Here is a 24746-nt window from a genome sequence, read left to right as displayed (position 1 = left end):
GAATTATTTTGGCATAGGACAAAATGAAAATCACCGGGCATAGCGCCGAGTCGATCTTCGACAGCATCCGCGATGGCATCGGCAAAGGCCGTCTGCCGGCCGGCAGCGTGCTGCCGCCGGTTCGCGATCTGGCCGATCAGCTGGGGGTCAATCGCAACACCGTGGCCGCCGCCTACAAGCGATTGGACGCGGCCGGCCTGGCCAGCACCGCAGGCCGGCGCGGCACGGTGGTGCGTGGCCTGCCGCCGATGCTGGCGCGCGAGGGCAGTACGCCGGGGTTGGCGCTGCAGGACCTGGCCGGTGGCAATCCGGATCCGCGCCTGTTGCCCAGCCTGCGCCTGGCCGCGGCGGCACCGCGGTTGTATGGCGTGGGCACGGTCGACCCGAGGTTGCAGGCGTTGGCACGCGCCTCGCTGGACGCGGATTGCCCCGAGAGGTACGCACTGGAGCTGACCCATGGCGCGGTCGATGGCATCGAGCGCCTGTTGGCGGCATGGCTGCTGCCGGGCGATCGCATCGCGGTGGAGGATCCATGCTTCCTCGGTAGCCTCAATGTGCTCAATGCCGTCGGCCATGCGCCGTTGCCGGTGACGATGGATGCGCATGGCATGCAGGTCGAATCGCTGCGACAGGCGCTGGAGGCCGGTGCACGCGCGGTGCTGCTGACCCCGCGTGCGCACAATCCGACCGGGGCCAGCCTGGATGCGAAGCGGGCACGGGCGTTGCGCCAGCTGCTGGCGGCCTATCCGCAGGTGGCGGTGCTGATCGATGACCACTACGCACTGCTCTCGCAGCAGGCCTACCACTCGGTACTGCCGCTGGATGGCCGGCGCTGGGCGCTGCTGCGTTCGCTGTCCAAGCCGCTCGGCCCCGACCTGCGCCTGGCCTGGCTGGCCTGTGATGACGAGACCGCGATGCGGTTGCGGTTGCGGTTGGCGTCCGGCATCGGTTGGGTCAGTCATCTGCTGCAGGATGCCGCCACTTCGGTGCTGGCATCGGCGCCGCAGCGGGCAAAGATCGCCTCGGCAGGCGAGCGGTACCAGCAGCGCCTGCAGTCGCTACAGGAACTGCTGCGCGTGCGTGGCGTGCCGACGCCGTTGCCGATGGAGGGATTGAACCTGTGGCTGCCGTTGCCGGCCGACAGCCATCCACAGGTACTGGCGCTGGCTGCGCGCGGATGGCATGTGCGTGCTGGCGAAGTGTTTGCGGTGGCTGCACCAGCGCATGGCCTGCGCATCACCTGCGCGGCGCTGGGGGCGGCGCAGCTGCGGCAGCTGGCCGATGACCTGGCGGCGGTGTGTGGGGTATAGCGCCCAGCCATGCTCGACGCTACTTCACCTTTGTAGAGCCGAGCCATGCTCGGCTGCTGTTGCTAGAAGCAGCCGAGCGTGGCTCGGCGCTACAGGGGCGAAACAAAGTCGAGCATGGCTCGACGCTGGAAGCAGATCAGGGCGCGGCGTTGGCGTTGGGGCGCACGTAGTAGGACTGGCCACTGTCATCGACGAACATCAGCTCCGGCTTGCCCTGCCAGGACGTGAGCATGGCGCCGGTATTGTTCTGGTGCTTGACCATCAGGCTGGCGCCACGGTCCGGGTTGGCGACGACCTTGAAGACTTCGGTGGTGCCGGTGGCATCGTCCAGAGTGAGCAGGGCTTCGCCCCCGCGGTCGCTGGTGCCATAACCGCCGCGCTCGGAACCGTCGGGGCCAAGCAGGATCAGGCCGGACAGCGCGGTTGCACGCGGTCCTTGGGTGCGGCCCCTGCTGAGGGGGTCCGGCACCGGCGCACCGAGGATCAGCCGTGGTTGGCCAGTGCCATCGTGGATGACCAGGCCGCGCGCTTCGATGATCCGCTCAGGCGATTGGCTGCGATGCAGGCTCCAGGCGGTCCAGCCGGAAACGAGCAGGGCAAGGGTGGAGACCACCAGGGTGGTCAGCAGCAGCACACGGGGCATCGGGTCGTCCTTCCTTGGATAGGCCGACGATAGCGGATGCCGGCGGGCAAAGGCCAGTTCGTTGTGTGACGATCTGTATCGTCAGTGGAAATCGCGGCTGTGGCTGCGCAGTCCCTGCAGCAGCTCATCCAGGCAGTGCATGCGCTGCACGATGACATGCTGCACGCCATCAACGCGCTCCAGGCGGCCATCGATCTGCATCAGCTGGGTGTCGACCAGCACCCGGTGCTGGCGGTCGGCCAGGTGGCGCCAGACCACGGCGTTGACCATCCCGGTCTCGTCTTCAAGGGTGAGGAAGGTAACGCCACTGGCGGTCTGCGGGCGCTGGCGCATGCGCACCAGTCCGGCGATGCGCACGCGGCGGCCATGGCCGTGCCCGGCCAGCTGCGCGGCATCCAGGCAGCCGCGGCTGCGCAGCTGCGCGCGCAGGAACGAGATCGGGTGGCGGCCGAGGGTGGTGCCGGTGCTGCGGTAGTCGGCCTGCATGTCCTCCCAGGCGCTGGGCAGTGGCAGGGGCACGCGGGCTTCGGCAGTGGCACGGGCCTGGTCGAACAGCGGCAGCCGGTTCTCTACGCCCGAGATATCCCAGCGTGCACGATGGCGATGGCCACTGAGCCCGCGCAGTGCGCCGGCATCGGCCAGCAGGCCCTGCTGGCGGCGGTCCAGCGCGGTGCGCTGGCACAGGTCGCCGACGTCGTCGAACGGGCGCCGCGCGCGCTCGCGCATGATGGCCTGCACGGCATCTTCGTTGCAGCCGTCGATCAGACGCAGGCCCAGACGGATTGCCGCCGGCCCCCTGCTGAAGTCCAGCGTGCAGTCCCAGTCGCTGTGGCGTACGTCCACGGGAAGAACGGTAATGCCATGCCGCCGCGCGTCCTGCAGCAGCTGGTCAGGGCTGTAGAAACCCAGCGGCTGGCTGTTGATCAGGCTGGCAGTGAACGCGGCGGGATGATGGCACTTCAGCCAGCAGCTGGCATAGGTCAGCAGGGCGAAGCTGGCGGCATGACTTTCCGGGAAACCGTAATCGCCGAATCCCTTGATCTGCTCGAACAGGTGCTCGCCGTATTCGCGGCTGAAGTTGTTTCTCAGCATGCCGGCCAACAGCTTCTCGCGATGCGGTTCCAGCCCGCCACGACGTTTCCAGGCGGCCATCGAACGGCGCAGGGCATCGGCCTGGCCAGGCGTGTATCCGGCTGCTTCGACCGCCAGCTGCATCACCTGTTCCTGGAACAACGGCACGCCCAGCGTACGCGCGAACACGCGTTCCAGCTGCGGTGGGTAGAGCGGATGGTCCGGATCGTTCAGTGCCTCCGGGCCCTGTTCGCGCAGGATCCGCCGCCGCTCCAGGTAGGGATGCACCATGTCGCCCTGGATCGGCCCGGGGCGCACGATCGCCACTTCGATCACCAGGTCATAGAACGTGCGCGGCTGCATGCGCGGCAGCATCGCCATCTGTGCGCGCGATTCGATCTGGAACACGCCGATGGTATCGGCGGCGCAGATCATGTCGAAGGTTTTCGCATCCTTGGGCGGGATGGCATCCATGCGCCCTTCGTGCAGGCCATGCTGTTTCAGCATCGCCAGGCACTTGCGGATGGCCGTGAGCATGCCCAATGCCAGGCAGTCGACCTTCATCAGGCCGGTGGCATCCAGGTCATCCTTGTCCCACTGGATGACGGTGCGGTCGGCCATCGCCGCGTTCTCCACCGGTACCAAGGTCGACAGTGGATGCTCGGAGATGACGAAACCGCCCGGGTGCTGCGACAGGTGGCGCGGAAAATCGATCAGCTCTGCGGTGAGTGCCAGCAGGCGCCGCATCAACGGCGTGTCCGGATCGAAGCCACGCTCGCGCAGGGTTTCCGGCAGCGGGATGTTGCCGCCCCAGTGGTCCATCGCCGCGCCCAGTTCGTTGACCTGGTCCATCGGCAGGCCCAGTGCGCGGGCCACGTCGCGGATCGCGCTGCGGCCACGGTAGCTGATCGCCACCGCGGTCAGTGCGGCGCGCTCGCGGCCGTAGCGCTTGAACACGTACTGCAGCACCTCCTCGCGACGCTCGTGCTCGAAGTCGATGTCGATATCCGGTGGTTCGTCGCGCTCGGCGGAGATGAAGCGCTCGAACAGCAGGTTGCTGCGTGCCGGGTCGATCTCGGTCACGCCCAGCACGAAGCACACCGCCGAGTTGGCCGCTGAGCCACGGCCCTGGCAGAGGATGTCCTGGCTGCGCGCAAAGCGCACGATGTCCTGCACGGTGAGGAAATACGAGGCGTAGTTCTTCTGCTTGATCAGCGCCAGTTCGTGCTCGATCTGCGTGCGTTGCTTCGCTTCGATGCCGCCTTTCCAGCGCCACCGGATGCCGCGCTCGACCAGCACGCGCAGCCAGCTGTCCGGATCGTGTCCTTCGGGCACCAGCTCGCGCGGATAGGTGTACTGCAGCTGTTCCAGGGTGAAGTGGCAGCGCTCGGCGATGCGCAGGGTTTCAGCCAGCAGTTCGGGCGGATACAGCTGGGCCAGCGCGGTACGCGGGCGCAGGTGGCGCTCGCCATTGGGAAACAGGCGCCAGCCGGCCTCGGCCACGCTGCAGCGGTGGCGGATCGCGGTCAGTGTGTCCTGCAGGGCACGGCGGCGGCGCACGTGCATGTGCACATCGCCACTGGCGACCAGGGGCAGGCGGTGGCGTTCGCCGAAGGCCTGCAGCTGCTGCAGGCGGCGTGCGTCATCGTGTTCGCGGTGCAGTTCCACCGCCAGCCACAGCCGATCATCGAAGCCGGTGCGTAGCAATTCAAGATCGGTGGCGGATGGCTGCCGGTCCAGCCACAGGCACAACAAACCGTCGGGCAGGCCGAGCAGATCGTCGCGCAGGCAGCGGTATTCGCCCTTGGCAGCCCGCCGCCGACAGGTCGTGATCAACTGGCACAGCCCGGCATAGGCGGCCTGGTCGGTGCACAGCAGGGCCAGCTTCGGCCCGTCCTCGACCTGGAATTCGGCGCCGACGATCAGCGCCACGCCATGTGTCTTCGCTGCCTGCCAGGCGCGCACGATGCCGGCCAGCGAGCATTCGTCGGTGATCGCCAACGCGCGGTAGCCCTGGCCAGCGGCGCGCGCGAACAACTCTTCGGCGATCGAAGCACCGCGCTGGAAACTGAAGGCCGACAGGCAGTGCAGTTCGGCGTAGCCGGGCAGTTCGCTGTGCATGGCGGCTCAGCCGAACCAGCCGTGCAGCATCCACGGCGCATGCGGATCGTTGCGCGCGCGGAAGGCCCAGCCGCGCTGGCCATGCGCGGTTTCCACCACGTAGTAGTCGCGGCGCGCGTCAGCCTGGTCCCACCAGCCCGATTCGATCCGCTCCGGCCCGGCGATGATGCGCAGGCGCGGGTCACGCAGCGGCTGTGGAGCGTCCAGCAGCCAACCGGGGCGCAGTGGCCAGTATGCCGGTGGCCTGGCTGCTGGCTGGGTGCCGCTGGCGCGTTCGGGGCGATGGTCGGCCTGCACTGCCAGCGGCTGCACGGCGTCATCGCCGAGCCGCGCGCGCAGGCGCTCACGCAGCTGGTTCCACGGCATCGCCTGCGCCGGACGGGTATCGAACAGGTCACGCGCGGCGGGCACGAACGGCGGCAGCTGTTCGGCCTGCAGGCGCAGTGCGCGGCTGCCGGCCGGCAGGGCGAACGCTTCCATGCGGTTGCGCGCGATCTCGAACAGCAACGCGGGATCGCGTTCGGGCGCCAACAGGCCGATGGTCAGCACGCTGGCCGGCAACAGGTCATGCTCGAAATGCAGGTCGAAGCGCTGCACGCCGCCATCGCGCGAACACAGGAACGCGGCCAGGTCGAGCAGCAGGCGGCGCAGCGGGAACAGCAGGGCCTGGCTGGATTCGATCTCGTATTCGAATTCGATGCGCGCATCGAAACGGTCCGGTGGCTGGTAGTAGCGCAATGGCGCGGTGGGCAGCCCGCGCAATGCATCCAGCTGCTGCAGGACCTCGGGGGCGAAGCGCCGGGCCAGGCTGTCGCGCGGCAGCTTGAGCACCGCGCCCAACGTGCGCAGGCCGGAACGGCCAAGCACCGTCACCGCCTCGCTGGGCAGGCCGCAGCGCGCCAGGGGCAGCTGCGCCAGCGCCGCCGGCAGCTGCTGCGCATCAAGGCCGAGGCCATCGTGGACGTTGGCCAGCACGCGCGCGGCATGTGGGGTAGGCGCGGCCACCAGGCGGTGGCGGAAACCGAGTTCGTGCAGTTCGTTGCGCAGGCGCTGCTGGATCGTCAGCCAGTCACCGAACAGGGCGCGGCTGGCACCGATTTCCAGCACCAGCGCATGCGGAAAATCGAGGCTGACCTGCGAGCTGTAGGCATAGGCCCAGCTGGCCAGCAGCTGCCGGGTGTGCTGTTCGGCATTGGGGTCGTAGTCGTGCAGGTGCATGTCCTGCACCAGTACCTGTGCAGCCGACAGCAGCATGCCCGGGCGCAGCCCTGCTGCACGTGCCGACGGGCTGACCGCGCGCAGCACGCGACGCTGCGCCGGCCCCTGCAGCAGTACCAATGGCCGCTGTGGGTCGGGCTGCAGGCGCAGCACGCTGTCCAGCGCCAACTGCGGCAACAACAGGCAGGCCCAGTGCATGGCGCGTCCTCAGTGGGCGATGGCCAGCGGCAACGGTTGTGCCGGCGGCAGGCCGCCACGGCACTTCAGCACCCGCACCTGACCGTGGTCGAGCTGCAGGCGCAGGCTGGCCGGGGAAGGATTGCGCGCGGCCTGCGCCTCGCGGAACACGAAGCCCAGGCACTGGCCGCTGTCGGCGGCCACCTGCAGGCGGCGCAGGGCGCGGTCGTCGGCTTGATGCGGCCAGCACAGTACCGCCGCGCAGGCCGCAGAGCGCAGGCACTGTTCGGCGGCCCACAGTGCCTGCTTCGGCGCGGCGTGGATGATCTGCAGCTGGCCCAGGTCCAGCCCGGCGGCGGCCCAGGCCGGGGCATGCGGACGGTAGGGCGGAGCGACCAGGACGATCGGGCGGTCGCGCTGGCTCAGCCTGGCCAGCGCCGGCCATACCAGCGCCAGTTCGCCAACGCCGGGCACCGCCTGCAGTACCTCGCACAGTCCGCTGGTCGGCCAGCCGCCGCCGGGCAGGCGTGCATCCAGTGCCGGATGGCCGCTGGCCAGATGGTCGCTGGCGGGGCCCTGGCGGGCCGGGCCGCGCCACAGCTGGCGCCCGTCCAGCAGCCGGTCGAGGGCGACGACGGCACCCATCAGTCAGCCCTCCAGGGGAGGCGCCGGGCGGGCTGGAAACGGCAGGAACGGGCGGAAACGGCGGGCATGGCGCGAGTATCGACGGGCCGGTATCAGGGGCTGAGACCAGACATGCTACTCGCGTTGTAAGTAGAATTACTAATGAAATCGGAGGGTCCGGTTTCAGGTTGCTGAAGGGGGAAAGCATCCACGCATGGCGTGGATCTACTGGAGAGAGCCCCGGCAAATCCATGCCGCAGCCTGGTAGATCCACGCCATGCGTGGATAGCGGTAAAGCGCGGTGCCGACCAAGGTCGGCACCCACCCGGCATGGCCCGGCGCTACCCGGGGATGCCCCTGGTTACGGGCGCACCGGCAGCGCCACCGGGCGCAGCGGCGCGGCCGCGGATCTTCAGCGGGCCGCCGATGAAGGCGAATTCGTAGACCTTGTCGCGGGCCAGTTCGTCCAGCGCCACCAGCTCGATGATCGGCGCACCCTGCTGAGCCAGCAGGTAGGTGTGCAGCGGCACGTAATCGTCGGACACCTCCGAGGGGAAGGTCTCGAAGCTGAGGTTGTCGGCACCGACGATCATCGCGCCGCTGTCTTCCACCAGGAAGCGTGCCGCGTCCAGGCCCATGCCCGGCGGGTTGGCCATGTAGGCCCTGGGCTGCTCGAACAGGCGCATGCGGCCGGTGCGGATCAGCACCACGTCACCCTGCTGCAGTTTCACCTTCTGGCGTGCCAGCGCATCCTTCAGGTCCTGGCGGGTGACGCGGTAGCTGTCCGGCAGCATGTCCACGCCCTTGGCGCCGGCCACGTCGATCAGCACGCCACGCGCGATCAGCGGCGGGAATTTCTCGATGCCGGTGACATTCCAGCCGCGGTCGCCGAGGTGCTTGTCGGCCTCGAAGCCGTTCCAGATCTTCCCCTGGATGCCGAAGTGGTTCAGCGCATCGATGTGGGTGCCGGTGTGGCTGTACATCGAGAACGCGGTGCCGGTGTAGCTGCGGGTGAGGTTCATGGTTTCGCCCACGCCCATCGGATCGTCCATCACTGTGCCGCGCGGGGTGTGGGTCATCCAGAACTGGTAGTGCGGGTCGCCGGCATCCTGCCAGCTGGGCATGCCGACGTAGTATTCGGTGGCCAGGTCATAGGCCTTGCCGCCGCTGACCCGCGACAGGATCGCGGCGCGCGAGGCTTCGGTGATCAGGTTGAGGCGGCCGATCTCGTCCTTCGGCCCCCAGGGGCTGGTGCCGACCTGCTGGCCGGAGGGAACGCGTTCGTGTGCGGACACGGGGGTGGAAGCGGCGGTGGCGGCCAGCAGCAGGGCCAGCGCGGTGGACAGGGTACGTGGGGTCATGGGGAAATCTCCTTGCAGGGTGGGGGAGGGTGCGGCTCAGGCCGCGACCAGGGGCGCCAGGGCCTGGCGCAATTGCGGCAGCGGCAGGGTCTGCAGGCGCAGGCCGTTGCCGCCGATCACGGTGGGGATGGAGCGGATGCCGAGCGCGGCAGCTTCGGCGCGATCGGCCTGCACGCGCTGGCGCATCGCGTCGCTGCGCATGTGGTCAGCGAAGGCGCCACGTGGATGGCCCAGCGATTCGGCAATATCCAGCAGCACTTCGGCATCGCCGATGTTGCGGTGCTGGTGCAGGTGCGCCCATTGCACCGCGTCGAACATCGCGCCATGGGCATCATTGCCACCGATCAGCCCTGCGGTCTGGCAGGCCAGTGCGCCGAGCCAGCCGGACGGATACTCGAAGTCCTGTGCGCGCATGCCTTCGATATCGATGCGCGCGATGTCTTCATGCGCGGCGCAGTCGGTCCAGTGGCGCAGGATGATCGCCTTGGCGCGCGCCATCGAGCCGAACACCTCGACCATCTGCGTGCGCGAGTCCTGCAGCACGAAGCTGCGGTGGCGCACCTGGATGCCGAGTTCGGCGGAGACCTGCTGCAGGCGCGGGGCCAGCACGAAGCACCAGCCGCAGACCACGTCGTGGAAGAAATCGACCACCGGCGCTGCGGTGGCGGGGGAAGGAACGGGAGACATCTGCCTGCCATCGGTGAGAGGAGAGGCGGCAGAGTAGGCAGCGCGGCGTGGCCGAAACAGCACGCTGCGGGCAGCTCAGTTTTCGCTGGCGGTTACGAATCCAGGCCGGCGCAGCCGGGCAGCTCGGCGTGCAGGAAGTCGATGAAGGCACGCACCTTGGGCTGCAGGTGGCGCGAGGTGGGGTAGACCGCATGCACGAAGCGCGGCGGATAGCGGTGGTCGGGCAGCACCTGCTGCAGTTCGCCCCGCGCCAATGCCTGCGCGGCCAGGAACGAAGGCAGGGCGCCGATGCCCATGCCCGCCACCAGCAGGTCACGCAGCAGCAGGCTGTTGTTGACGGTCACGCGTGCCGGAAGGGTGATCGTCACCTGGCCATCCGGGCCGAGCAGCGGCCAACTGCCCGGTGAGTCGGACAGGCTGTAGGCCAGCATGCTATGGGCCTGCAGATCCCCTACTGCCTGCGGTGCCGGATGCTGCCGCAGGTAGGACGGCGCCGCGCACAGCACCTGCTGCAGCGAGGCCAGCCGGCGTGCCACCAAGCGTGAATCATCCAGCTCGGCACGCAGTCGTAGCGACACATCGAAACCTTCGCCGACCGCGTCGAGCAGGCGATCTTCCATCACCAGATCCAGCGACAGCTGCGGATGCTGCTGCAGGAAGCGGGGCAGCAGCGGCGACAGCGTGCTCAGCGCGAACGACTGCGGCACATTGACGCGCAGGCGCCCGGTCACCTCGCCACGCTGCTCGGCGATGCCACGTTCCAATGCGTCCAGTTCGTCGAGCAGGCGGCAGCATTCACGGTAATAGGCGTGGCCGGTCTCGGTCAGGCTCATGCGCCGCGTGGTCCGCTGCAGCAGTACCACGCCCAGATGCGCTTCCAGCGTGCGCAGCTTTTTGCTGAGCCCGGCCGGCGACATGCCCAGGTCTTCGGCGGCACGAGCGAGCCCGCCGCGTTCGACGATGCGGCGGAAGGCACGCATCAGGTTGAAGGAATCCATGCCGGTCCCGGGCGCGATGAGGGCGTCATTGTAGATCCACGCCATGCGTGGATGTGGGAAGCGTGGTGCCCGCAGGGTTGCGCCGTTTGTTCAAGCCAGCAACCCACACGCCACGCCAGCATGCAGGCCCCTCACTTCCCGGGTTGCCCATGAAGCACTGGATCCTGCGCCTGTATGCCCCGTTGTTCCTGCTGGGGTTCGTTGCCACTGCCGTCGTCTGGGTCGGCCACTGCCATGGCGATCCGTTGTGGCTGCTGGCCCTGCTGGCGATCGCCATTGCGGTTTCGTTCGTCGCCGAGCGCGCCTGGCCGTATGACCCTGCGTTCAACCGCGACCACGGCGACCGTGTGCGTGATGCCCTGCACGCGCTGGTCAACGAGAGCCTGAACCTGCTATCGATCGCCGCGGTGCCGCTGCTGGCGGCGATCATTCCGTGGCAGGTCTGGCCGCTGCAGTGGCCGTTCGCGCTGCAGGTACTGGTGGCGATCATCGCTGCCGATCTCGGCATCACCCTGGTGCACTACGCAAGCCATCGCATCGGCTGGTTGTGGCGCCTGCATGCGGTGCATCACAGCGTGACCCGCATGTATGGCTTCAACGGCCTGATGAAACACCCGCTGCACCAGGCGGCCGAAGCGGTGGGCGGCGTGCTGCCATTGTTGCTGCTGGGCCTGCCGATGCCGGTGGCTGCGGTGCTGGCGTTTGCCATCGCCATCCAGCTGCTGCTGCAGCACTCCAACGTGGACATGCGCCCGGGTGTGCTGGGCCGGGTGATGGCGTGGGCACCGCTGCATCGCTTCCATCACATACGTTACGGCACCGCCGGTGACGTCAACTTCGGCCTGTTCCTGACCGTCTGGGATCACCTGCTGGGGACCGCCTTCGATGCGCCGGGCTATCGACTGCAGCAACGCGACCTCGGCATCGGCAGCCAACCTGACTATCCACGCGATTACGCGGGGCAGCTGCTGGCGCCGTTTCGTGAACTGCCGCATGGCGAGGTGCCGGAGCTGCCCGAAGGCCTGCGCAGGCGTGGGTGATCGGCCGTGTCAGGTCGCGCGCAACTGCAGGCCCTGCAGCTGTGCGGCACCGATGCCGAACATGCGGCGCAGGCTGCGCGAGAGATGGGCCAGGTCGGCGAAGCCGGCGGCATGCGCGCTGGCGGTCAGACTGTGCCCCTGCAGGTGGTGCGCGAGCGCGGTACGCAAACGCTGCCACAGCACCCAGCCGCGCAGGGTCACCGCCAGGTCGGACTGGAAACGCCGGTGCAGCTGGCTGGTCGACAGATGCGCGGCTCCGGCGATGTCGGCAGCCGGCACCGGGCCAGGCAGGTAGTGGCTGATGCGGGCCAGCGCCGCCTCTACCCGCCGGTCCAGTGGCTGCGCGCGGCTCAGCCGTGGCAGCCAGCGGTGCAGCCCGGCCGCAGTGCCGGGCAACGCGTACAGATGCTGCTGGATCTGTTCGAGGTCGGCATGCGCCGGCTCAAGGAACACCGTGCAGCCCGCGTCCGGTGCAGACAGGATCGCGTGCGGCCGGAACGACGGTACCCACAGCCGTTGGCCCTGCTGGCGCACACCGTCGATCTCGACGTGCCAGGGAGTGGCTTCGCTCAACAGCAGCTGATGGGCATAGTGCGCGTGTACATCGCTGTCACCGGCACGCCCCTGCAACACGGCCACGTGAGCATCCAGCAGCAGCGTGCCATTCCAGGGCAGGGCGGGGGAGGGCATGACGGGATTGTAGATCCACACCATGCGTGGATGAATCTCCATCGAAATCGAGTAATTCGACGATTGATCGAAGAGCATCCACGCATGGCGTGGATCTACTGCAGATTGCGACGGATTGTCGAAGGCGGGGTGGGTCCGGTTGCGGGGGCGTGAGCGCCATGGATGGCGCGACCGAGCCTCCAGGGACGGATTCACGGCGTCCCCCGCAACCGGACCCACCCCGCCATCCCACAGGAAGCCCGCTTTTGCTTCGGCTGTTGCTTCTGAGGTTGCCGGCCAGCGGCCGGCACTACCGCGGGGGCCGGGCGCAGCCTGGCCGTTCGCCCCCTCACCGCCCCTGCGGATCCGGCCGGTGATGCACGTACTCGACCACCGTGCCATCGGGATGCACCGCATTGAACGCCGCCCCGGTCGGGACCACCTGCAACGGGAAGATGATCTCGGCGCCGGCGGCAACCAGTTTGTCGTGATAAGGCCGAACGTCATCGACCAGCAGTGTCCCCGTGGTCGAGGTGAACGGCGCCAGCGCCGCCTCGCTGCCCTCGATCAACAGGAACGCACCGACCATGGCCAGGCGCAGCCCGGCCTCCGGAAACGGAAAGCCCGCATCGGCCACCACGCCCTGCAGCTGCTCGTAGAAGGACACGCTGCGTTCCAGCTCACCGGGGGCCACGAACACCCGGATCAGCACGCGCGGTGCGCGCTGGCTGGACGTATCGCAGCGGTCGCGCCAGAGATGGTCGAAGTCGCGGTGGACGGTCATGGGCTCGGTTCGTGGCCAGGGACCTTCATTATCGGCAGCCTCGCACGGCGCGCTGATGACCGCCGGTGATGGCCTGATAACTGCAGGCTGGGATCGCCCCTGTGACTTAGGTCCTGTTGACAGGTGTGAACGCCCTCGCACAATCTTCACAGGATTGGGTCGCCCTGCGCGGCCCGGGCAGGCAGGTTGTCACGCCGGGAGGAGGGTCCCGCGCGCAGACCGGCCCGTCCTTCGGCCTGCGGGAGGTTGCCTGGCAACCCCCGCGCGGCATGAACGCTGCACCCTTCGGCGGCACTTTCCCTGGACCGATTGCCTTGGCAACGGAATTACGCCCGTCGATGAAAACGTTTACAAAGCAGCTTGTACTGTCCCTGGCCCTGTCCGCTGCACTGGCCGCTCCGGCCTGGGCCGACCCCGCCGCGTTCACTGTGCTGACCCTGGAAGAGGCGCCCAACGCCGAGGCGATGCCGGCCCTGGCCGCCCAGCTGAAGACCCTGCAGGTGGACGCGGTGAGCGTGCGCCAGGTGCAGCGCGGCATCGGCCAGGTCGATCCGCTGCAGGTGCTGGCCGACGGACTGGGTTACGAATACCGCTTCGTTGCCGCCGGCAAGGACGACGGCCAGACCCAGCGCGGCCAGGCCGTGCTGACCCGGCTGCCGATCGCCGCCGAATCCGGCCCCGACCAGCCAGGCCTGAACTACCTGCGCTTGGACGATGGCCGCCATACCGTGGCGGTCTATACCGATGCCGGTGCAGGTGCGGTGCAGCTGCCGGCGCTGGTCACCCGTTCGCGGTTGGGCGCCCCGGCGGTGCTGCTCGGCGCAGTGGCCGGTGAATCGGCCAAGGCCGCCGGCTTCGATCCGGCGCGTGTGGCGCTGGAAGCCGATGCCAGCTATTTCAGCGATGGTTTCCAGGCCGTCAGCAGCGCACCGTTCAAGGTGGAGGGCAGCACCCTGCGCGCCACCCTGCTGACACTGGCCTATGCCGCCGACAAGCACGGCGAAAAGCCATGGATGGACACCACCCTCAACGCCGATGCGCGCGCTGCGCTGCTGCTGAAGGCGATGACCGAGGATGAGAAGTTCCAGATGCTGCACAGCTACTTCGGGCTGGGCAAAGACGGTGGCCCGCTGCCGGAAGGTGCGGTCGGTTCGGCCGGCTTCGTGCCGGGCGTACCGCGGCTGGGCATCCCGTCGCAGCAGTCGGCCGATGCCGGTGTCGGCGTGACCAATCCGGGCGGCATCCGCCCGGGCGATTTCGCCACCGCAATGCCGTCCGGCCCATCCACCGCCTCCAGCTGGAACCGCGAAGTCGCCTTCGCCGGCGGCGCGACCATGGGCCGCGAGGCATGGCAGCAGCGCTTCAACATCCTGCTGTCGGGCAGCGTCAACCTGCAGCGCGACCCACGCAACGGCCGCAACTTCGAATATGCCGGTGAAGATCCGCTGCTGGCCGGTTCGATGGTCGGCGCGCTGATCCAGGGCGTGCAGAGCCAGCACGTGATCTCCTCGATGAAGCACTTCGCGCTGAACGACATGGAGACCCGCCGCAACTTCCACGACGTGCGCATTGGCGAACAGGCCATGCACGAGTCGGACCTGCTGGCCTTCGAGATCGCGCTCGAAGCCGGCCGCCCGGGCGTGGCGATGTGCTCGTACAACAAGATCAATGGTACCTACGGCTGCGAGAACGGCTACCTGATGAACCAGGTGCTGAAGCAGGAATGGAAGTTCCCCGGTTTCGTGATGTCCGACTGGGGTGGCGTGCACAGCGGTTCGAAGGCGGCGCTGGCCGGCCTGGACCAGCAGTCGGCCGGCGAAGTGTTCGACGCGGCGGTGTTCTTCGATGAGCCGCTGCGCCTGGCCGTGCATGGCGGCGTGGTGCCGCAGGCGCGCCTGAATGACATGGTCGCGCGCATCCTGCGCACGATGTTCCTGCATGGCAACTTCGACAACCCGCCGCAGCACCAGAAGGTGGATGCCGAGGCCGGCTTCGCCGTCGCCCAGCGCACGGTGGAAGAGGGCAGCGTGCTGCTGCGCAATGAAGGCAACCTGCTGCCGCTGGCCGACACGGTGAAGCGCATTGTCATCATCGGTGGCCACGCCGACAAGGGCGTGATCGGTGGTGGTGGTTCGTCGATGGTGGGCGTGACCGCCAAGGGCACCAACGCGGTGCCGGGGGTGCTGCCGACCACCTGGCCGGGCCCGGTGATCTTCCACCCGTCCTCGCCGCTGGAATCGCTGCGTGCGGCGCGCCCTGACGCAACCATCGAGTATGTGGACGGGACCAATGCCGCCGCTGCGGCGAGGGCCGCCGCGCAGGCCGATGTGGCCATTGTGTTTGCCACGCAGTGGGCCGCCGAATCGGTGGACCTGCCGGACATGCAGCTGCCGGACAACCAGGACGCACTGATCTCGGCGGTGGCCGCGGCAAACCCGAAGACCGTGCTGGTGCTGGAAACCAACGGCCCGGTGCGCACCCCTTGGCTGGCGCAGGTGCCAGCGATGCTGCAGGCCTGGTACCCGGGCATCCGCGGCGGCGAAGGCATCGCCGCGCTGCTGACCGGTCAGGTCAATCCGTCGGGCCGCCTGCCGGTGACCTGGGTGACGGACGAATCGCAGCTGCCGCGCCCGCATATCGATGGCCTCGGCTTCAAGCCGGCCAAGCCGTTCGGTGATGTGTTCGATTTCGATATCGAAGGCGCCAACGTCGGCTACAAGTGGATGGCGGTCAAGGGCCTGACCCCGACCTTCGCCTTTGGTCATGGCCTGTCCTACACCTCGTTCGCCTATGACAACCTGAAGGTGAGCGTGGAAGGCTCGCGCCTGGTCGCCAGCGTCGATATCCGCAATACCGGCAAGCGCGCCGGCGCCGATGTGGCCCAGCTGTACCTGAAGCTGCCGGCCGGCAGCACCACGCCGATCCGCCTGATCGGCTACGACAAGGTGAGCCTGCAGCCGGGCGAACAGCGCCGCATCCGCATCGAAGCCGAGCCGAAGACGCTGGCGCACTACGATGCGCAGGCTCGCCAGTGGAAGATCGACGGCGGCACCTACCAGGTGCAGCTGTCGCGCAATGCCGCCGAGCCGCTGCAGAGCGTGGACGTGCAGCTGGTGGAGCAGGTGCTGCGCTGATGCGGCGCGAGACTGATGGTTGAAGACACGGCCCCATAAAGGGGCCGTGTCTGTTTGCGGACTTTCGCTGCGCTCGCCGGGCCATGCCCGGCGGACGCTGGAGAAGGGGACATCCGGCAGACCGTCATGTCGCTTCTGCCACTGGAGCCGTTCTTCCACTCAGTTAATACTGACCGGCTGCCGCAGAAGAACCAGCGAATGATCACGAGCGCATGGGCATTCAAGCAGTTGTGTGAAAACGAGTCAGATGCATCATTTGCCTGGCAGCAGGCCGAGGATCAGACGTGGATCGATATCCTTGCGGCCTACCCTGAGCTGGCGCGCTGTGTCGCCGGGAACAAAACAATTCCCGAGTTCATCATCGAACAGCTGGCTACCAGCGAAGACGTCGACGTTCGTTGGCGCATCGCGTGCAAACGTCGGCTGAGTGAGGGGCTTATGTCCCGTTTGGCGCACGATGTTGATGCGACCGTTCGGCATCGTATCGTCTGCAATCCCAAAGTGACGCCTCGGATTCTAGAACTGCTTTCCGCCGACCCGGACAAGATGGTGGCGGCCTCAGCGCAGCGAAGGCTCCAGTCCGAGTGATGTCTCCCAGGGTGTGCATGCGTGGAGGTGGCGATAAATGTCCTCAGCCAAACCACCCGCGCAGGAAATCGATCAGCTGCCGCACCTTCGGTGAGGGCTGCGTGCTGTGCGGGTAGACCGCGTACACGCTCTGCTGCGGGAAGCGGTGCTGGCGCAGCACCGGGCGCAGCCGGTCCTGGGCCAGGTCGTCCTCGATCAGCCAGCGTGGCAGCACGGTGACCCCGGCGCCGGCCACGGCGAAGGCGCGCAGGCTGCTGGCACCATCCACGCGCACCACCGCGTTGCCGGGGTTGGTGGCGAACAGGACATCGCTGCCATCCGGTGCCACCACCGGCACGTCGGCCAGACGCGGGTAGCCCAGGCGGGGCAGGGAACCCAGCTGCACGGGGTCATCGGCAGCATCGGCAGAGGGCAGGCGTGCCAACAGGGACGGAGCCGCTACCGCGCACAGTGGATGCCGTTCCAGTTCGCTGGCATGCAGCCCAGAGTCCGGCAGGCGGCCGAGGCGGATCGCCAGGTCGAAGCGTTCGGGAATCAGGTCGGCCGGTGCCGGTGAGGTCGACAGGTGCAGCTGCAGGGCCGGGTGCCGCGCACGGAACGCCTCCAACGCAGGAATCAAGCGGAGCTGGGCGTACTCCGGTGTGGTGGTCAGGCGCAGCACGCCCTGCAGCTGGTGCTGGTCGCGGCGCGCGGCATCGATCGCCGCCTGCGCAGCATCCAATGCCTGCACGCAATGTTGCAGGAACTGCTCGCCGGCCTCGGTCAGGGACAGGTGGCGGGTACTGCGCAACAGCAGGGTCACGCCCAGCTCCTGCTCCAGCCGCTTCAGGTTGAAGCTGACCACCGCGCGGCTGAGGCCGAGCCGATCGGCCGCAGCGGTCAGGCTGCCGGCTTCGACCACGGCACGGAAGATATCGAAGCGATCAAGGCTGACCATGGCGATCCATTGTCAAAACAGATTTGACAGTGTTGCAGCTGCCGTCGTGTTTTTCCAATGGGGTCCGGACGGCATGCTGGCTGCTTCCTCGCTGGAGCGCCGCCGATGCCGTCCCCCCGCCTGCGCCATGAGGCGATCTTCCTGCTGGTATTCGCCCTGGATCTGGTCAACATGTTCATCGCCACGGTGGCCTATCCGGCATTGGCAGTGGAGCTGCACGCCGACGTCAGCACCCTGGCCTGGGTCGGCACAGCGTACATGCTGGGCCTGAGCGTGGTGATTCCGCTGGCGCCGTGGCTGGCCGCGCGCTGTGGCGAGCGTCGCTTGCTGCTGGTGGCGTTGCTGTTGTTCGCGGTTGCCGCTGCGCTGGCAGGTTCCGCATCGGGGATCGGCTGGCTGCTCGGATGGCGCCTGCTGCAGGGGTTGGCCGGCGGTCTGCTGATTCCCGTGGCGCAAGCCGCGGCGTACCGGCAATGCACGGCCGGGCAACGTGGCGCGCTGACCCGTCGCATCCTGCTGGTGGCGCTTCTGGTGCCGGCCCTGGCACCGGCACTGGGCGGGCTGCTGGTGCAGTGGCTGTCCTGGCGCGGCGTGCTCTGGGCCAGCCTGCCATTGGCGGTGGTGGCCATCGGTCTGGTGCTGGCCTGGATGCCGGCCGACTGCGCGCGCAGTGCGCCGCGCCTGCAGGCCTATGCCCTGTCCACCGCGATGCTGGCGCTGGGCGCGCTGCTGCTGGCGCTGACCTGGCTGGGCGAATCGGGACATCGCGGTGCAGGTGCCGTGTTGCTGCTGGCCGCGCTGTTGCTGGCGGCGACGCACCTGCGACATGCACGTCGGCAGGCGCAGCCACTGCTGCGCTGGTCGTTGCTGTCCCATCGCGGGCTGCGGCTGGCGATGCTGGTGTATCTCGCCGTACCCGGTGTGTTCATCGGCAGCCAACTGGTCAGTACCCTGCAATTGCACCACGCCGGTTACAGCGCGGCACGCATCGGCGCGCTGATGCTGCCCTGGGCGCTGGCTGCGGCCATCGCGATCATGGCCAGCAAGCGCCTGCTGGCTCGCTTCGGTCCGGCCGCGGTACTGCGCGCCGGCATGCTCCTGCAGGCCGGCGGCCTGTTGTTGATGGCGCTGCTGCCGCAGCCGGCCTTCGTGCTGGCCGGATTGTTGTTCGCGCTGATGGGCGCCGGCGGCAGCCTGTGCAGCAGCACCGCGCAGACGCTGGCCTTCCATGGCGTGGAAGGTGAGGCGTTGGGCGATGCCAGTGCACTCTGGAACCTCAACCGCCAGCTCAGCTTCTGCCTCGGCACCGCCGCCATCGCACTGCTGCTGGCATTGGCCATGCAATGGCTGCCGGCACGCGCCACCAGCGTGGCGCTGGGTTTGGCCGCTGCAATGACGCTGCTGCCGATGGCGCTGCTGCGCCGTTCGCAATCGATCTCTCTTTCCCAACCCGAGACAATGCAATGACGATGACCGCAGAGAACGAGTTCCATGATCTGATCGCCAAGCTGCAGGCCTGGTTCCGTGCGGAAGCGGCCGCCAGTACGCTGGATGCGCTGATGGATCATTTCTGCACCGACTTCAGCATGGTCGGTATTGCTGGGCAGCGCCTGGACCGCGAAGCACTGGCCGGCATGTTCGCTGGCGGCCACGGTGCCCGCCCGGGCCTGTGTATCGAAATCGATGCCCTGCAGTTCATTGCGGTGCCGGCACCGTTGGCAATGCTGCGCTACAGTGAAGGGCAGGGCGTTGCTGAAGGTGGGATGGCCTGGCGTGAAGCACTGGCCGTGCTGCGGCAGGAAGACGGCCGTTGGCGTTGGCTGGCGTTGCATGAAGTAACGGCAGCCTGATCGGGTAGTGCCGGCCGCTGGCCGGCAACTTCATGATCCTGGGCGCGTTACGCGGTTGCCGGCCAGCGGCCGGCACTACCTTTCGCCGACGAGCGCAGCGGCACCGCAGGCACATGTGCCATCAGTCCTGCCTGCATCGACCGAAGAATGCAAAGCCTGCACACACTTCACGGCGCCAGGCAGGAGTAGGCTTGGGGCTTTCCTGCCGGGAGGGGTTGTCCATGCGTGTGCGTGCCGTCGCTGTAGCCATTGCCCTTTGCCTGTCCAGCACCGTGCTGGCCGCCGATACCCCGCCGATGACCCCGGATATCAGCGGCAAACCGTTCGTTGCCCCCGATGTCGGTCGCGACTACGACAAGCGCGTGGTGATGGTGCCGATGCGTGATGGCACCAGGCTGTATACGGTGATCGTGGTGCCCAAGGGCGCCCACAATGCGCCTATCCTGCTGACCCGGACTCCCTATGATGCTGCCGGTCGCGCCAGCCGCAGTGATTCGCCGCGCATGCGCGACCTGTTGCCGCAGGGTGACGAGGTGTTTGTCGACGGCGGCTACATCCGCGTGTTCCAGGATATTCGCGGCAAGTATGGTTCCGAGGGCGATTACGTGATGACCCGGCCGCTGCGCGGGCCGTTGAACAACACCAAAGTCGACCATTCCACCGACGCCTGGGACACCATCGACTGGCTGGTGAAGAACGTACCGGAGAGCAATGGCAAGGTCGGCATGCTCGGCTCGTCGTACGAGGGCTTCACCGTGGTGATGGCGCTGACCGACCCGCACCCGGCACTGAAGGTGGCCGCACCACAGAGCCCGATGGTCGATGGCTGGATGGGCGACGACTGGCTCAACTACGGTGCGTTCCGCCAGGTCAACTTCAACTACTTCGCCATGCAGACCGAGAAGCGCGGCAAGGGTACGCCGCTGCCCAGCCTCGGCTACGACGACTACAGCACCTTCCTGCGCATCGGTTCGGCCGGTGACTATGCGCGCTTCACCGGCGTGGACCAGCTGACCTGGTGGAAGAAGCTGGTCGAGCATCCGGCCTATGACGGCTTCTGGCAGGGCCAGGCGCTGGACGCGGTGATGGCAAGGACACCGCTGAAGGTGCCGACCATGTGGCTGCAGGGCCTGTGGGACCAGGAGGACATGTGGGGTGCCAACCACGCCTATCAGGCGATGGAAGGACGCGATAGCGGCAACAACCGCAATTACCTGGTGATGGGCCCGTGGCGACACAGCCAGGTGAACTACAGCGGCAGCGAACTGGGTGCGCTGAAGTTCGACGGCGATACCGCGCTGCAGTTCCGCCGCGACGTGCTCAAGCCCTTCTTCGACCAGTACCTGGTGGATGGCGCGCCGAAGGCCGATACGCCACCGGTGCTGATCTACAACACCGGCGAAAACCACTGGGACCGCTTGAAGGGTTGGCCGCGCAGCTGCGACAAGGGGTGTGCCGCGAGCAGCAAGCCGCTGTACCTGCGCGCCGGCGGCAAGCTGGCGTTCCAGGCACCGGCGGCGGGCGAGGGCGACTTCGAGGAATACGTGTCCGACCCGGCCAAGCCGGTGCCGTTCGTGCCGCGCCCGGTCCGCTTCGGTGACCGCGACATGTGGACCACCTGGCTGGTCAAGGACCAGCGCTTTGTCGATGGTCGTCCGGATGTGCTGACCTTCATCACCGAACCGCTGACCGCGCCGTTGCGCATCGGCGGCGCGCCGGTGGTGCACCTGCAGGCCTCGACCAGCGGCACCGACAGCGACTGGGTGGTGAAGCTGATCGACGTGTATCCGGACCAGGAAGCGTCGACGCCGGAAATGGGGGGCTATGAGTTGCCGGTGTCGCTGGCGATCTTCCGTGGCCGCTACCGCGAGAGCTTCAGCGATCCGAAGCCGCTGGCCGCCAACCAGGTGCTGCCGTACCGTTTCGACCTGCCCAACGCCAACCACACGTTCCAGAAGGGCCACCGGGTGATGGTGCAAGTGCAGTCCAGCCTGTTCCCGCTGTACGACCGCAACCCGCAGACCTACGTGCCGAACATCTACCTGGCCAAGCCAGGCGATTACCAGAAGGCCACGCAGCGCGTGTGGCACAGCGCGGCGCAGACCAGCTACATCGATCTGCCGGTGTATTGAGGCGGAGAGGATGACGCCGGGCATAGCCCGGCAGCACGTGGTAGTGCCGGCCGCTGGCCGGCATCGGCGATGGCGCAGGAGCGTGTCGACCAAGGTCGACACCTACCAGGGCTGAGCCATGGCAGGTGGATCCAGGCGGGTGTGGTAGTGCCGGCCGCTGGCCGGCATCCGCGATGGTGCAGGAGCCTGTCGACCAAGGTCGACACCTACCAGGGCCCGGGCCTTCAGCCCACCTTCGAGGGGCCCGTACGCCAGCGGCTGGGGACCAGGCCGAAGCGCTTGCGGAACGCGGCGGCGAAGTTGCTGGGGTGGCGGTAGCCGCTGGCGGCGGCAGCCTGCTCGACGGTCCATCCGTTTTCGCGCAGGCCCTGTTCGGCATGGCGCATGCGCTGCTCATGCAGGTAGTCGAACACCGAGCTTCCATATTGCTGGGCAAAATGGCGGCGCAAGGAGCTGGGGCTCATGCAGGCCAGCTGGGCCAGTTCGATCAGGCTGTGGGCATGGCTGGGGTCGTCATGCAGATAGCTGCGCACGCGCTCCAGCCGCTCGCGCTGGCCGGCGCGCAGCGTGCGTATATGCTCGGTCTGCATATCCTCGGCCTGGAGGCCGACGGCCAACACCTGCAGGGCCACGCCTTCGCGCCACAGCGCATCGATGTCGTCCTGCCAGGGACTGTCGAACAATTGGGCGAGCGTTGGCAGCAAGGCATGCGGAATGGCCCAGTGGCGGCACTGCAGAGGGGAATGAAGGACCCGTTGCAGTGCCGGCAGGCGCAGCATGTCCACGTCCAGATCGGCCGGTACGCTCAAGCTGACCCCGCGCAGGTGGCTGCCACCGGGATGCAGCCCGGCCATCGACACAGGTTCATGGTGGCTGGTGGTCATGCCTGTGCCGGCGCGCAGGGTGAACCCTTTGCGACGAGGAAACTGGACATCCACTTCACCCTGAAGCATCAGGCGGATGGTCAGGCCGGCACCGTGCACAGCGGTGGCCGTGTAGGTGAACCGGTTGTGCACGTCCGAGGCGATCAGTCCCAGGCCACCGCGCAGTGACTGTTCGTGGACGTCGCCACGCCCTGCCCATTGGTCGTCGCGCAGCTCACTCCCTTCGATCCGGTAGTCGTAGCCATGGCGTTCGCCGAACTGGCGGTAATCAGCAAAAGTGAAATATCGGGACATCGCTCTGCGCAAACACAGGTTGAATTGAATGTGTCGAAGAATCTGGAAGCGTTTCCCATTGTCGCCGCGATTCGCGCGCTTTTGACTTCGATAAGGTCAAAACGATTGGCGATTACGGCCAAAGTGAAAATGTCGACGAACATACGCCGGCGTTTTGCACGCATGTCCGTACGTAGTTCCACACATAAACTGCAGTTGAGGTTTCATGGCTGGAACGATCTGAAGATGCGATGTCAGCCCGGCCATCACGGGCGCGCGCGTAGGGTGTGTGGGTTGGCTGTTGCAGGCCACTTTGATACCCCCACCGATGGAGAATGGAGATGATTGATTACCAGTTGACCGGCAAGACCGCGATCGTGACCGGAGGCGTGTCGGGCATCGGCCTGGCCGTGGCCCAGACGCTGGCCGCATCCGGTGCCCGTATCTCGGTCTGGGACCTGAAGCAGGATGCGGTGGATGCCACCGTGGCGCAGTTGCGCGATGCCGGTGCACAGGCGATTGGCATCGCGCTGGACGTCACCGACGATGCAGCGGTGGAGGCGGCGGTGCAGCGCACCATCAAGGAACTCGACGGCCTGCACGTGGCGGTCAACAACGCCGGCATCAGCGGGCCGGCGGCCAGCAGCGGCGATTATCCGATTGATGGCTGGCAGCGCGTGATCGATGTCAACCTCACCAGCGTGTTCCTGTGCCAGCGTGCGCAGATCCAGGCCATGCGCGCGGCCGGCACGGGCGGCAGCATCATCAACATGGCCTCGATCCTGGGCCAGGTGGGCTATGCCGGTTCCACCGCGTACGTGGCGGCCAAGCACGGCGTGGTCGGGCTGACCCAGACCGCAGCGTGGGAACATGCGGCTGACGGCATCCGTGTCAACGCAGTGGGGCCGGGCTTCATCAGCACACCGCTGCTGGAGAAGATGGACCCGAAGGTGCGCGCCACGCTGGAAGGGCGGCACGCGTTGAAGCGGCTGGGTACGCCGCAGGAAGTGGCCGCATTGGTAGCCTGGCTGGCCAGCGACGATGCCTCGTTCGCGACCGGCACGTACTACGCCATCGATGGTGGCTACCTCGCGCAGTGATGCGCTGAACGCGGGTTGCGGCGTCGCCGGGCATCGCCCGGCGCTACCGGGTGAACGCACTGTGGGGTGGCCTTCACCTCTGTGCCACGCATTCCACGCGACGCTCAGGGAAATTCCCGGAGCCTGCCCATGGAACTTACCCAGGATGTCTCGATCCTGCTGCGCGTAGCCGCAGCGATGCTGTTCGGCGGTGTGCTCGGTGTCGAGCGGGAAATGGGCAAGCACGCCGCCGGCCTGCGAACGCACATGTTGATCGCCGGGGCCGCCGCGTTGATCGTCGGTCTCGGCGACTCGGTGGCCGAACATTTCCAGCAGGAGCGTTACCGCGACCTGTTGCAGGTCGATCCGGTACGCCTGATTGAAGCGGTGGTGGCCTGCGTCGGCTTCGTGGCCGCCGGCACTATCCTGCGTGGGTCGCGCGAGGACCAGGTCAGCGGCCTGACCACGGCCAGTTCGCTGATCATGGCAGCGGCCATCGGCATCGCGGTGGGGATCAGCAAGTACGTGATCGCGATCGGGGTCAGCGTGCTGTGCGTGCTGGTGCTGGCGGTGATGCGGCGGTTGGAGAAGAAGATCTAAGGGGTTGAGGGAGTGGGATCAGAGTCCCTTCGGGGGATCTGATCGTGATTCCAAGGCGGAGTTGAAGCAGTCAGGTCTGCTGCGAAGTGTTGCGCTGCAGGATGGCCAGTGCTCTGGCCAGCATCTGGTCAGGAACATCCGTCGTAGCGCCGTACAGATCTGCGATTCCCACTTCAACGCAGGAACAGATCAGGTCATTCAACTCCTCGTGCTTGTCTGTGGCGATCTGCCCCAACAGAGATGGCGGCAATGGATCGCCTCGACCCGCGATCTGAAGCTCTGAGCCTGCCTGATCCCAGTCTGGCAGGGCCATGGGTTCGCCCGAATCCGGATATGCGCGCAGGTGGGCGATGAGCGCATCCAAGCCTGCATGATTGAGAAGGTTCGCTTCAGCGTAGCCGGCCAGGCAGTCAGCTGCCTGTTGCTGCATGGACTGCAGGTCGCGGGTGGGGGCGAGTGTCATTCGTGTACCAGAGGTGGGGCAGGATCCAGTGTGGTGGATGCGCGCCACTGTCTCAACCGTCTTAATGGTCGTACCAATAATTGATTCTAGCGCTATGGTCTAA

General features: G+C 67.2%; 20 protein-coding genes and 1 pseudogene. 9 read left to right on the top strand and 12 right to left on the bottom strand.

Features of this window, described 5'->3' with window-relative positions:
* Nucleotides 1–23 precede the first annotated feature (23 nt).
* Complete coding sequence (ptsJ, locus tag AC10QF_RS09445) at nt 24–1310, top strand: MocR-like B6 salvage transcription factor PtsJ (RefSeq protein ID WP_005417090.1); 1287 nt, start codon at nt 24–26, stop codon at nt 1308–1310.
* Nucleotides 1311–1446: 136 nt separating this feature from the next.
* Here the strand turns inward: ptsJ and AC10QF_RS09440 are convergent, their stop codons facing one another.
* The 7 genes and pseudogenes from AC10QF_RS09440 to AC10QF_RS09410 all read right to left on the bottom strand — a co-directional run bounded on the left by AC10QF_RS09440 (nt 1447) and on the right by AC10QF_RS09410 (nt 10255).
* Nucleotides 1447–1953 (bottom strand): hypothetical protein, encoded by a 507-nt coding sequence (locus AC10QF_RS09440; protein ID WP_005417089.1) that lies wholly within the window; start codon nt 1951–1953, stop codon nt 1447–1449.
* 81 nt (nt 1954–2034) lie between these two features.
* The gene (locus tag AC10QF_RS09435; protein ID WP_494542087.1) at nt 2035–5145 is read right to left on the bottom strand and encodes an error-prone DNA polymerase; all 3111 of its coding nucleotides are present in this window, start codon (nt 5143–5145) and stop codon (nt 2035–2037) included.
* A 6-nt stretch (nt 5146–5151) separates the two neighbouring features.
* The gene (locus AC10QF_RS09430) at nt 5152–6561 is read right to left on the bottom strand and encodes a Y-family DNA polymerase (protein WP_065178507.1); all 1410 of its coding nucleotides are present in this window, start codon (nt 6559–6561) and stop codon (nt 5152–5154) included.
* 9 nt (nt 6562–6570) lie between these two features.
* Nucleotides 6571–7185 carry a translesion DNA synthesis-associated protein ImuA gene (gene imuA, locus AC10QF_RS09425; protein WP_111177298.1) on the bottom strand — a complete coding sequence of 205 codons (615 nt, stop codon included), beginning with the start codon at nt 7183–7185 and terminating at the stop codon, nt 6571–6573.
* 340 nt (nt 7186–7525) lie between these two features.
* Nucleotides 7526–8525 (bottom strand): annotated as a pseudogene (locus tag AC10QF_RS09420) (cyclase family protein).
* Between the two features lie 36 nt (nt 8526–8561).
* Nucleotides 8562–9212 carry a DsbA family oxidoreductase gene (locus tag AC10QF_RS09415; RefSeq protein WP_111177302.1) on the bottom strand — a complete coding sequence of 217 codons (651 nt, stop codon included), beginning with the start codon at nt 9210–9212 and terminating at the stop codon, nt 8562–8564.
* A 92-nt stretch (nt 9213–9304) separates the two neighbouring features.
* Complete coding sequence (locus tag AC10QF_RS09410) at nt 9305–10255, bottom strand: LysR family transcriptional regulator (RefSeq protein ID WP_181452201.1); 951 nt, start codon at nt 10253–10255, stop codon at nt 9305–9307.
* Between the two features lie 104 nt (nt 10256–10359).
* Between AC10QF_RS09410 and AC10QF_RS09405 the strand changes: the two genes are divergently transcribed.
* Nucleotides 10360–11250, top strand: coding sequence for a sterol desaturase family protein (locus tag AC10QF_RS09405; protein ID WP_095377147.1), 891 nt, complete (start codon nt 10360–10362; stop codon nt 11248–11250).
* Between the two features lie 9 nt (nt 11251–11259).
* Here AC10QF_RS09405 and AC10QF_RS09400 read toward each other — a convergent pair whose 3' ends face one another.
* Complete coding sequence (locus AC10QF_RS09400; RefSeq protein ID WP_069138260.1) at nt 11260–11964, bottom strand: AraC family transcriptional regulator; 705 nt, start codon at nt 11962–11964, stop codon at nt 11260–11262.
* Nucleotides 11965–12268: 304 nt separating this feature from the next.
* Complete coding sequence (locus tag AC10QF_RS09395; RefSeq protein ID WP_005417059.1) at nt 12269–12703, bottom strand: VOC family protein; 435 nt, start codon at nt 12701–12703, stop codon at nt 12269–12271.
* A 338-nt stretch (nt 12704–13041) separates the two neighbouring features.
* Here AC10QF_RS09395 and AC10QF_RS09390 point away from each other — a divergent pair, with 338 nt between their 5' ends.
* Together AC10QF_RS09390 and AC10QF_RS09385 are read left to right on the top strand one after the other, a co-directional pair.
* Nucleotides 13042–15837 (top strand): beta-glucosidase family protein, encoded by a 2796-nt coding sequence (locus AC10QF_RS09390; protein ID WP_111177304.1) that lies wholly within the window; start codon nt 13042–13044, stop codon nt 15835–15837.
* A gap of 126 nt (nt 15838–15963) precedes the next feature.
* Nucleotides 15964–16425: a hypothetical protein gene (locus AC10QF_RS09385; protein ID WP_111177306.1), complete on the top strand. Its 462-nt coding sequence runs from the start codon at nt 15964–15966 to the stop codon at nt 16423–16425.
* A gap of 43 nt (nt 16426–16468) precedes the next feature.
* On the opposite strand, the gene AC10QF_RS09380 is transcribed toward AC10QF_RS09385, so the two are convergent.
* Entirely contained in the window at nt 16469–17362 is an 894-nt protein-coding gene (locus AC10QF_RS09380) for a LysR family transcriptional regulator (protein WP_111177308.1), read from the bottom strand.
* Nucleotides 17363–17467: 105 nt separating this feature from the next.
* Here AC10QF_RS09380 and AC10QF_RS09375 point away from each other — a divergent pair, with 105 nt between their 5' ends.
* The 3 genes from AC10QF_RS09375 to AC10QF_RS09365 all read left to right on the top strand — a co-directional run bounded on the left by AC10QF_RS09375 (nt 17468) and on the right by AC10QF_RS09365 (nt 21344).
* Nucleotides 17468–18829, top strand: a complete 1362-nt coding sequence (locus AC10QF_RS09375; protein WP_111177310.1) for an MFS transporter — start codon at nt 17468–17470, stop codon at nt 18827–18829.
* Nucleotides 18826–19212 carry a DUF4440 domain-containing protein gene (locus tag AC10QF_RS09370; RefSeq protein ID WP_111177312.1) on the top strand — a complete coding sequence of 129 codons (387 nt, stop codon included), beginning with the start codon at nt 18826–18828 and terminating at the stop codon, nt 19210–19212. Before AC10QF_RS09375 ends, AC10QF_RS09370 begins: the two co-directional genes overlap by 4 nt.
* Nucleotides 19213–19433: 221 nt before the next feature.
* Nucleotides 19434–21344 (top strand): CocE/NonD family hydrolase, encoded by a 1911-nt coding sequence (locus AC10QF_RS09365; RefSeq protein WP_111177382.1) that lies wholly within the window; start codon nt 19434–19436, stop codon nt 21342–21344.
* Between the two features lie 224 nt (nt 21345–21568).
* Here AC10QF_RS09365 and AC10QF_RS09360 read toward each other — a convergent pair whose 3' ends face one another.
* Nucleotides 21569–22522 carry a helix-turn-helix transcriptional regulator gene (locus AC10QF_RS09360; protein ID WP_053499560.1) on the bottom strand — a complete coding sequence of 318 codons (954 nt, stop codon included), beginning with the start codon at nt 22520–22522 and terminating at the stop codon, nt 21569–21571.
* A gap of 320 nt (nt 22523–22842) precedes the next feature.
* Between AC10QF_RS09360 and AC10QF_RS09355 the strand changes: the two genes are divergently transcribed.
* Together AC10QF_RS09355 and AC10QF_RS09350 are read left to right on the top strand one after the other, a co-directional pair.
* A complete protein-coding gene (locus AC10QF_RS09355) occupies nt 22843–23601 on the top strand; it encodes an SDR family NAD(P)-dependent oxidoreductase (protein WP_111177316.1) in 759 nt (252 codons plus the stop codon).
* 129 nt (nt 23602–23730) lie between these two features.
* Nucleotides 23731–24180 (top strand): MgtC/SapB family protein, encoded by a 450-nt coding sequence (locus tag AC10QF_RS09350; RefSeq protein ID WP_049422814.1) that lies wholly within the window; start codon nt 23731–23733, stop codon nt 24178–24180.
* A 70-nt stretch (nt 24181–24250) separates the two neighbouring features.
* On the opposite strand, the gene AC10QF_RS09345 is transcribed toward AC10QF_RS09350, so the two are convergent.
* Nucleotides 24251–24643: a hypothetical protein gene (locus AC10QF_RS09345; RefSeq protein WP_049422813.1), complete on the bottom strand. Its 393-nt coding sequence runs from the start codon at nt 24641–24643 to the stop codon at nt 24251–24253.
* Between the last annotated feature and the right edge of the window lie 103 nt (nt 24644–24746).

The organism is Stenotrophomonas maltophilia complex sp. Om-AH-Sm3 (assembly GCF_059337855.1).
The sequence above is the reverse complement of the archived record's forward strand: the minus strand, read 5'-3'. Positions and strand labels throughout refer to the sequence as shown.

What these genes read in the sequence shown, in the direction of transcription:
- AC10QF_RS09395 (WP_005417059.1), bottom strand. Translation starts at nt 12,703, where the DNA reads ATGACCGTCCACCGCGACTTCGACCATCTCTGGCGCGACCGCTGCGAT.
- AC10QF_RS09415 (WP_111177302.1), bottom strand. Translation starts at nt 9,212, where the DNA reads ATGTCTCCCGTTCCTTCCCCCGCCACCGCAGCGCCGGTGGTCGATTTC.
- AC10QF_RS09370 (WP_111177312.1), top strand. Translation starts at nt 18,826, where the DNA reads ATGACGATGACCGCAGAGAACGAGTTCCATGATCTGATCGCCAAGCTG.
- AC10QF_RS09360 (WP_053499560.1), bottom strand. Translation starts at nt 22,522, where the DNA reads ATGTCCCGATATTTCACTTTTGCTGATTACCGCCAGTTCGGCGAACGC.
- AC10QF_RS09385 (WP_111177306.1), top strand. Translation starts at nt 15,964, where the DNA reads ATGTCGCTTCTGCCACTGGAGCCGTTCTTCCACTCAGTTAATACTGAC.
- AC10QF_RS09410 (WP_181452201.1), bottom strand. Translation starts at nt 10,255, where the DNA reads ATGGCGTGGATCTACAATGACGCCCTCATCGCGCCCGGGACCGGCATG.
- AC10QF_RS09355 (WP_111177316.1), top strand. Translation starts at nt 22,843, where the DNA reads ATGATTGATTACCAGTTGACCGGCAAGACCGCGATCGTGACCGGAGGC.
- AC10QF_RS09380 (WP_111177308.1), bottom strand. Translation starts at nt 17,362, where the DNA reads ATGGTCAGCCTTGATCGCTTCGATATCTTCCGTGCCGTGGTCGAAGCC.
- AC10QF_RS09390 (WP_111177304.1), top strand. Translation starts at nt 13,042, where the DNA reads ATGAAAACGTTTACAAAGCAGCTTGTACTGTCCCTGGCCCTGTCCGCT.
- AC10QF_RS09345 (WP_049422813.1), bottom strand. Translation starts at nt 24,643, where the DNA reads ATGACACTCGCCCCCACCCGCGACCTGCAGTCCATGCAGCAACAGGCA.
- AC10QF_RS09405 (WP_095377147.1), top strand. Translation starts at nt 10,360, where the DNA reads ATGAAGCACTGGATCCTGCGCCTGTATGCCCCGTTGTTCCTGCTGGGG.
- AC10QF_RS09430 (WP_065178507.1), bottom strand. Translation starts at nt 6,561, where the DNA reads ATGCACTGGGCCTGCCTGTTGTTGCCGCAGTTGGCGCTGGACAGCGTG.
- AC10QF_RS09365 (WP_111177382.1), top strand. Translation starts at nt 19,434, where the DNA reads ATGCGTGTGCGTGCCGTCGCTGTAGCCATTGCCCTTTGCCTGTCCAGC.
- AC10QF_RS09400 (WP_069138260.1), bottom strand. Translation starts at nt 11,964, where the DNA reads ATGGTGTGGATCTACAATCCCGTCATGCCCTCCCCCGCCCTGCCCTGG.
- ptsJ (WP_005417090.1), top strand. Translation starts at nt 24, where the DNA reads ATGAAAATCACCGGGCATAGCGCCGAGTCGATCTTCGACAGCATCCGC.
- AC10QF_RS09440 (WP_005417089.1), bottom strand. Translation starts at nt 1,953, where the DNA reads ATGCCCCGTGTGCTGCTGCTGACCACCCTGGTGGTCTCCACCCTTGCC.
- imuA (WP_111177298.1), bottom strand. Translation starts at nt 7,185, where the DNA reads ATGGGTGCCGTCGTCGCCCTCGACCGGCTGCTGGACGGGCGCCAGCTG.
- AC10QF_RS09375 (WP_111177310.1), top strand. Translation starts at nt 17,468, where the DNA reads ATGCCGTCCCCCCGCCTGCGCCATGAGGCGATCTTCCTGCTGGTATTC.
- AC10QF_RS09350 (WP_049422814.1), top strand. Translation starts at nt 23,731, where the DNA reads ATGGAACTTACCCAGGATGTCTCGATCCTGCTGCGCGTAGCCGCAGCG.
- AC10QF_RS09435 (WP_494542087.1), bottom strand. Translation starts at nt 5,145, where the DNA reads ATGCACAGCGAACTGCCCGGCTACGCCGAACTGCACTGCCTGTCGGCC.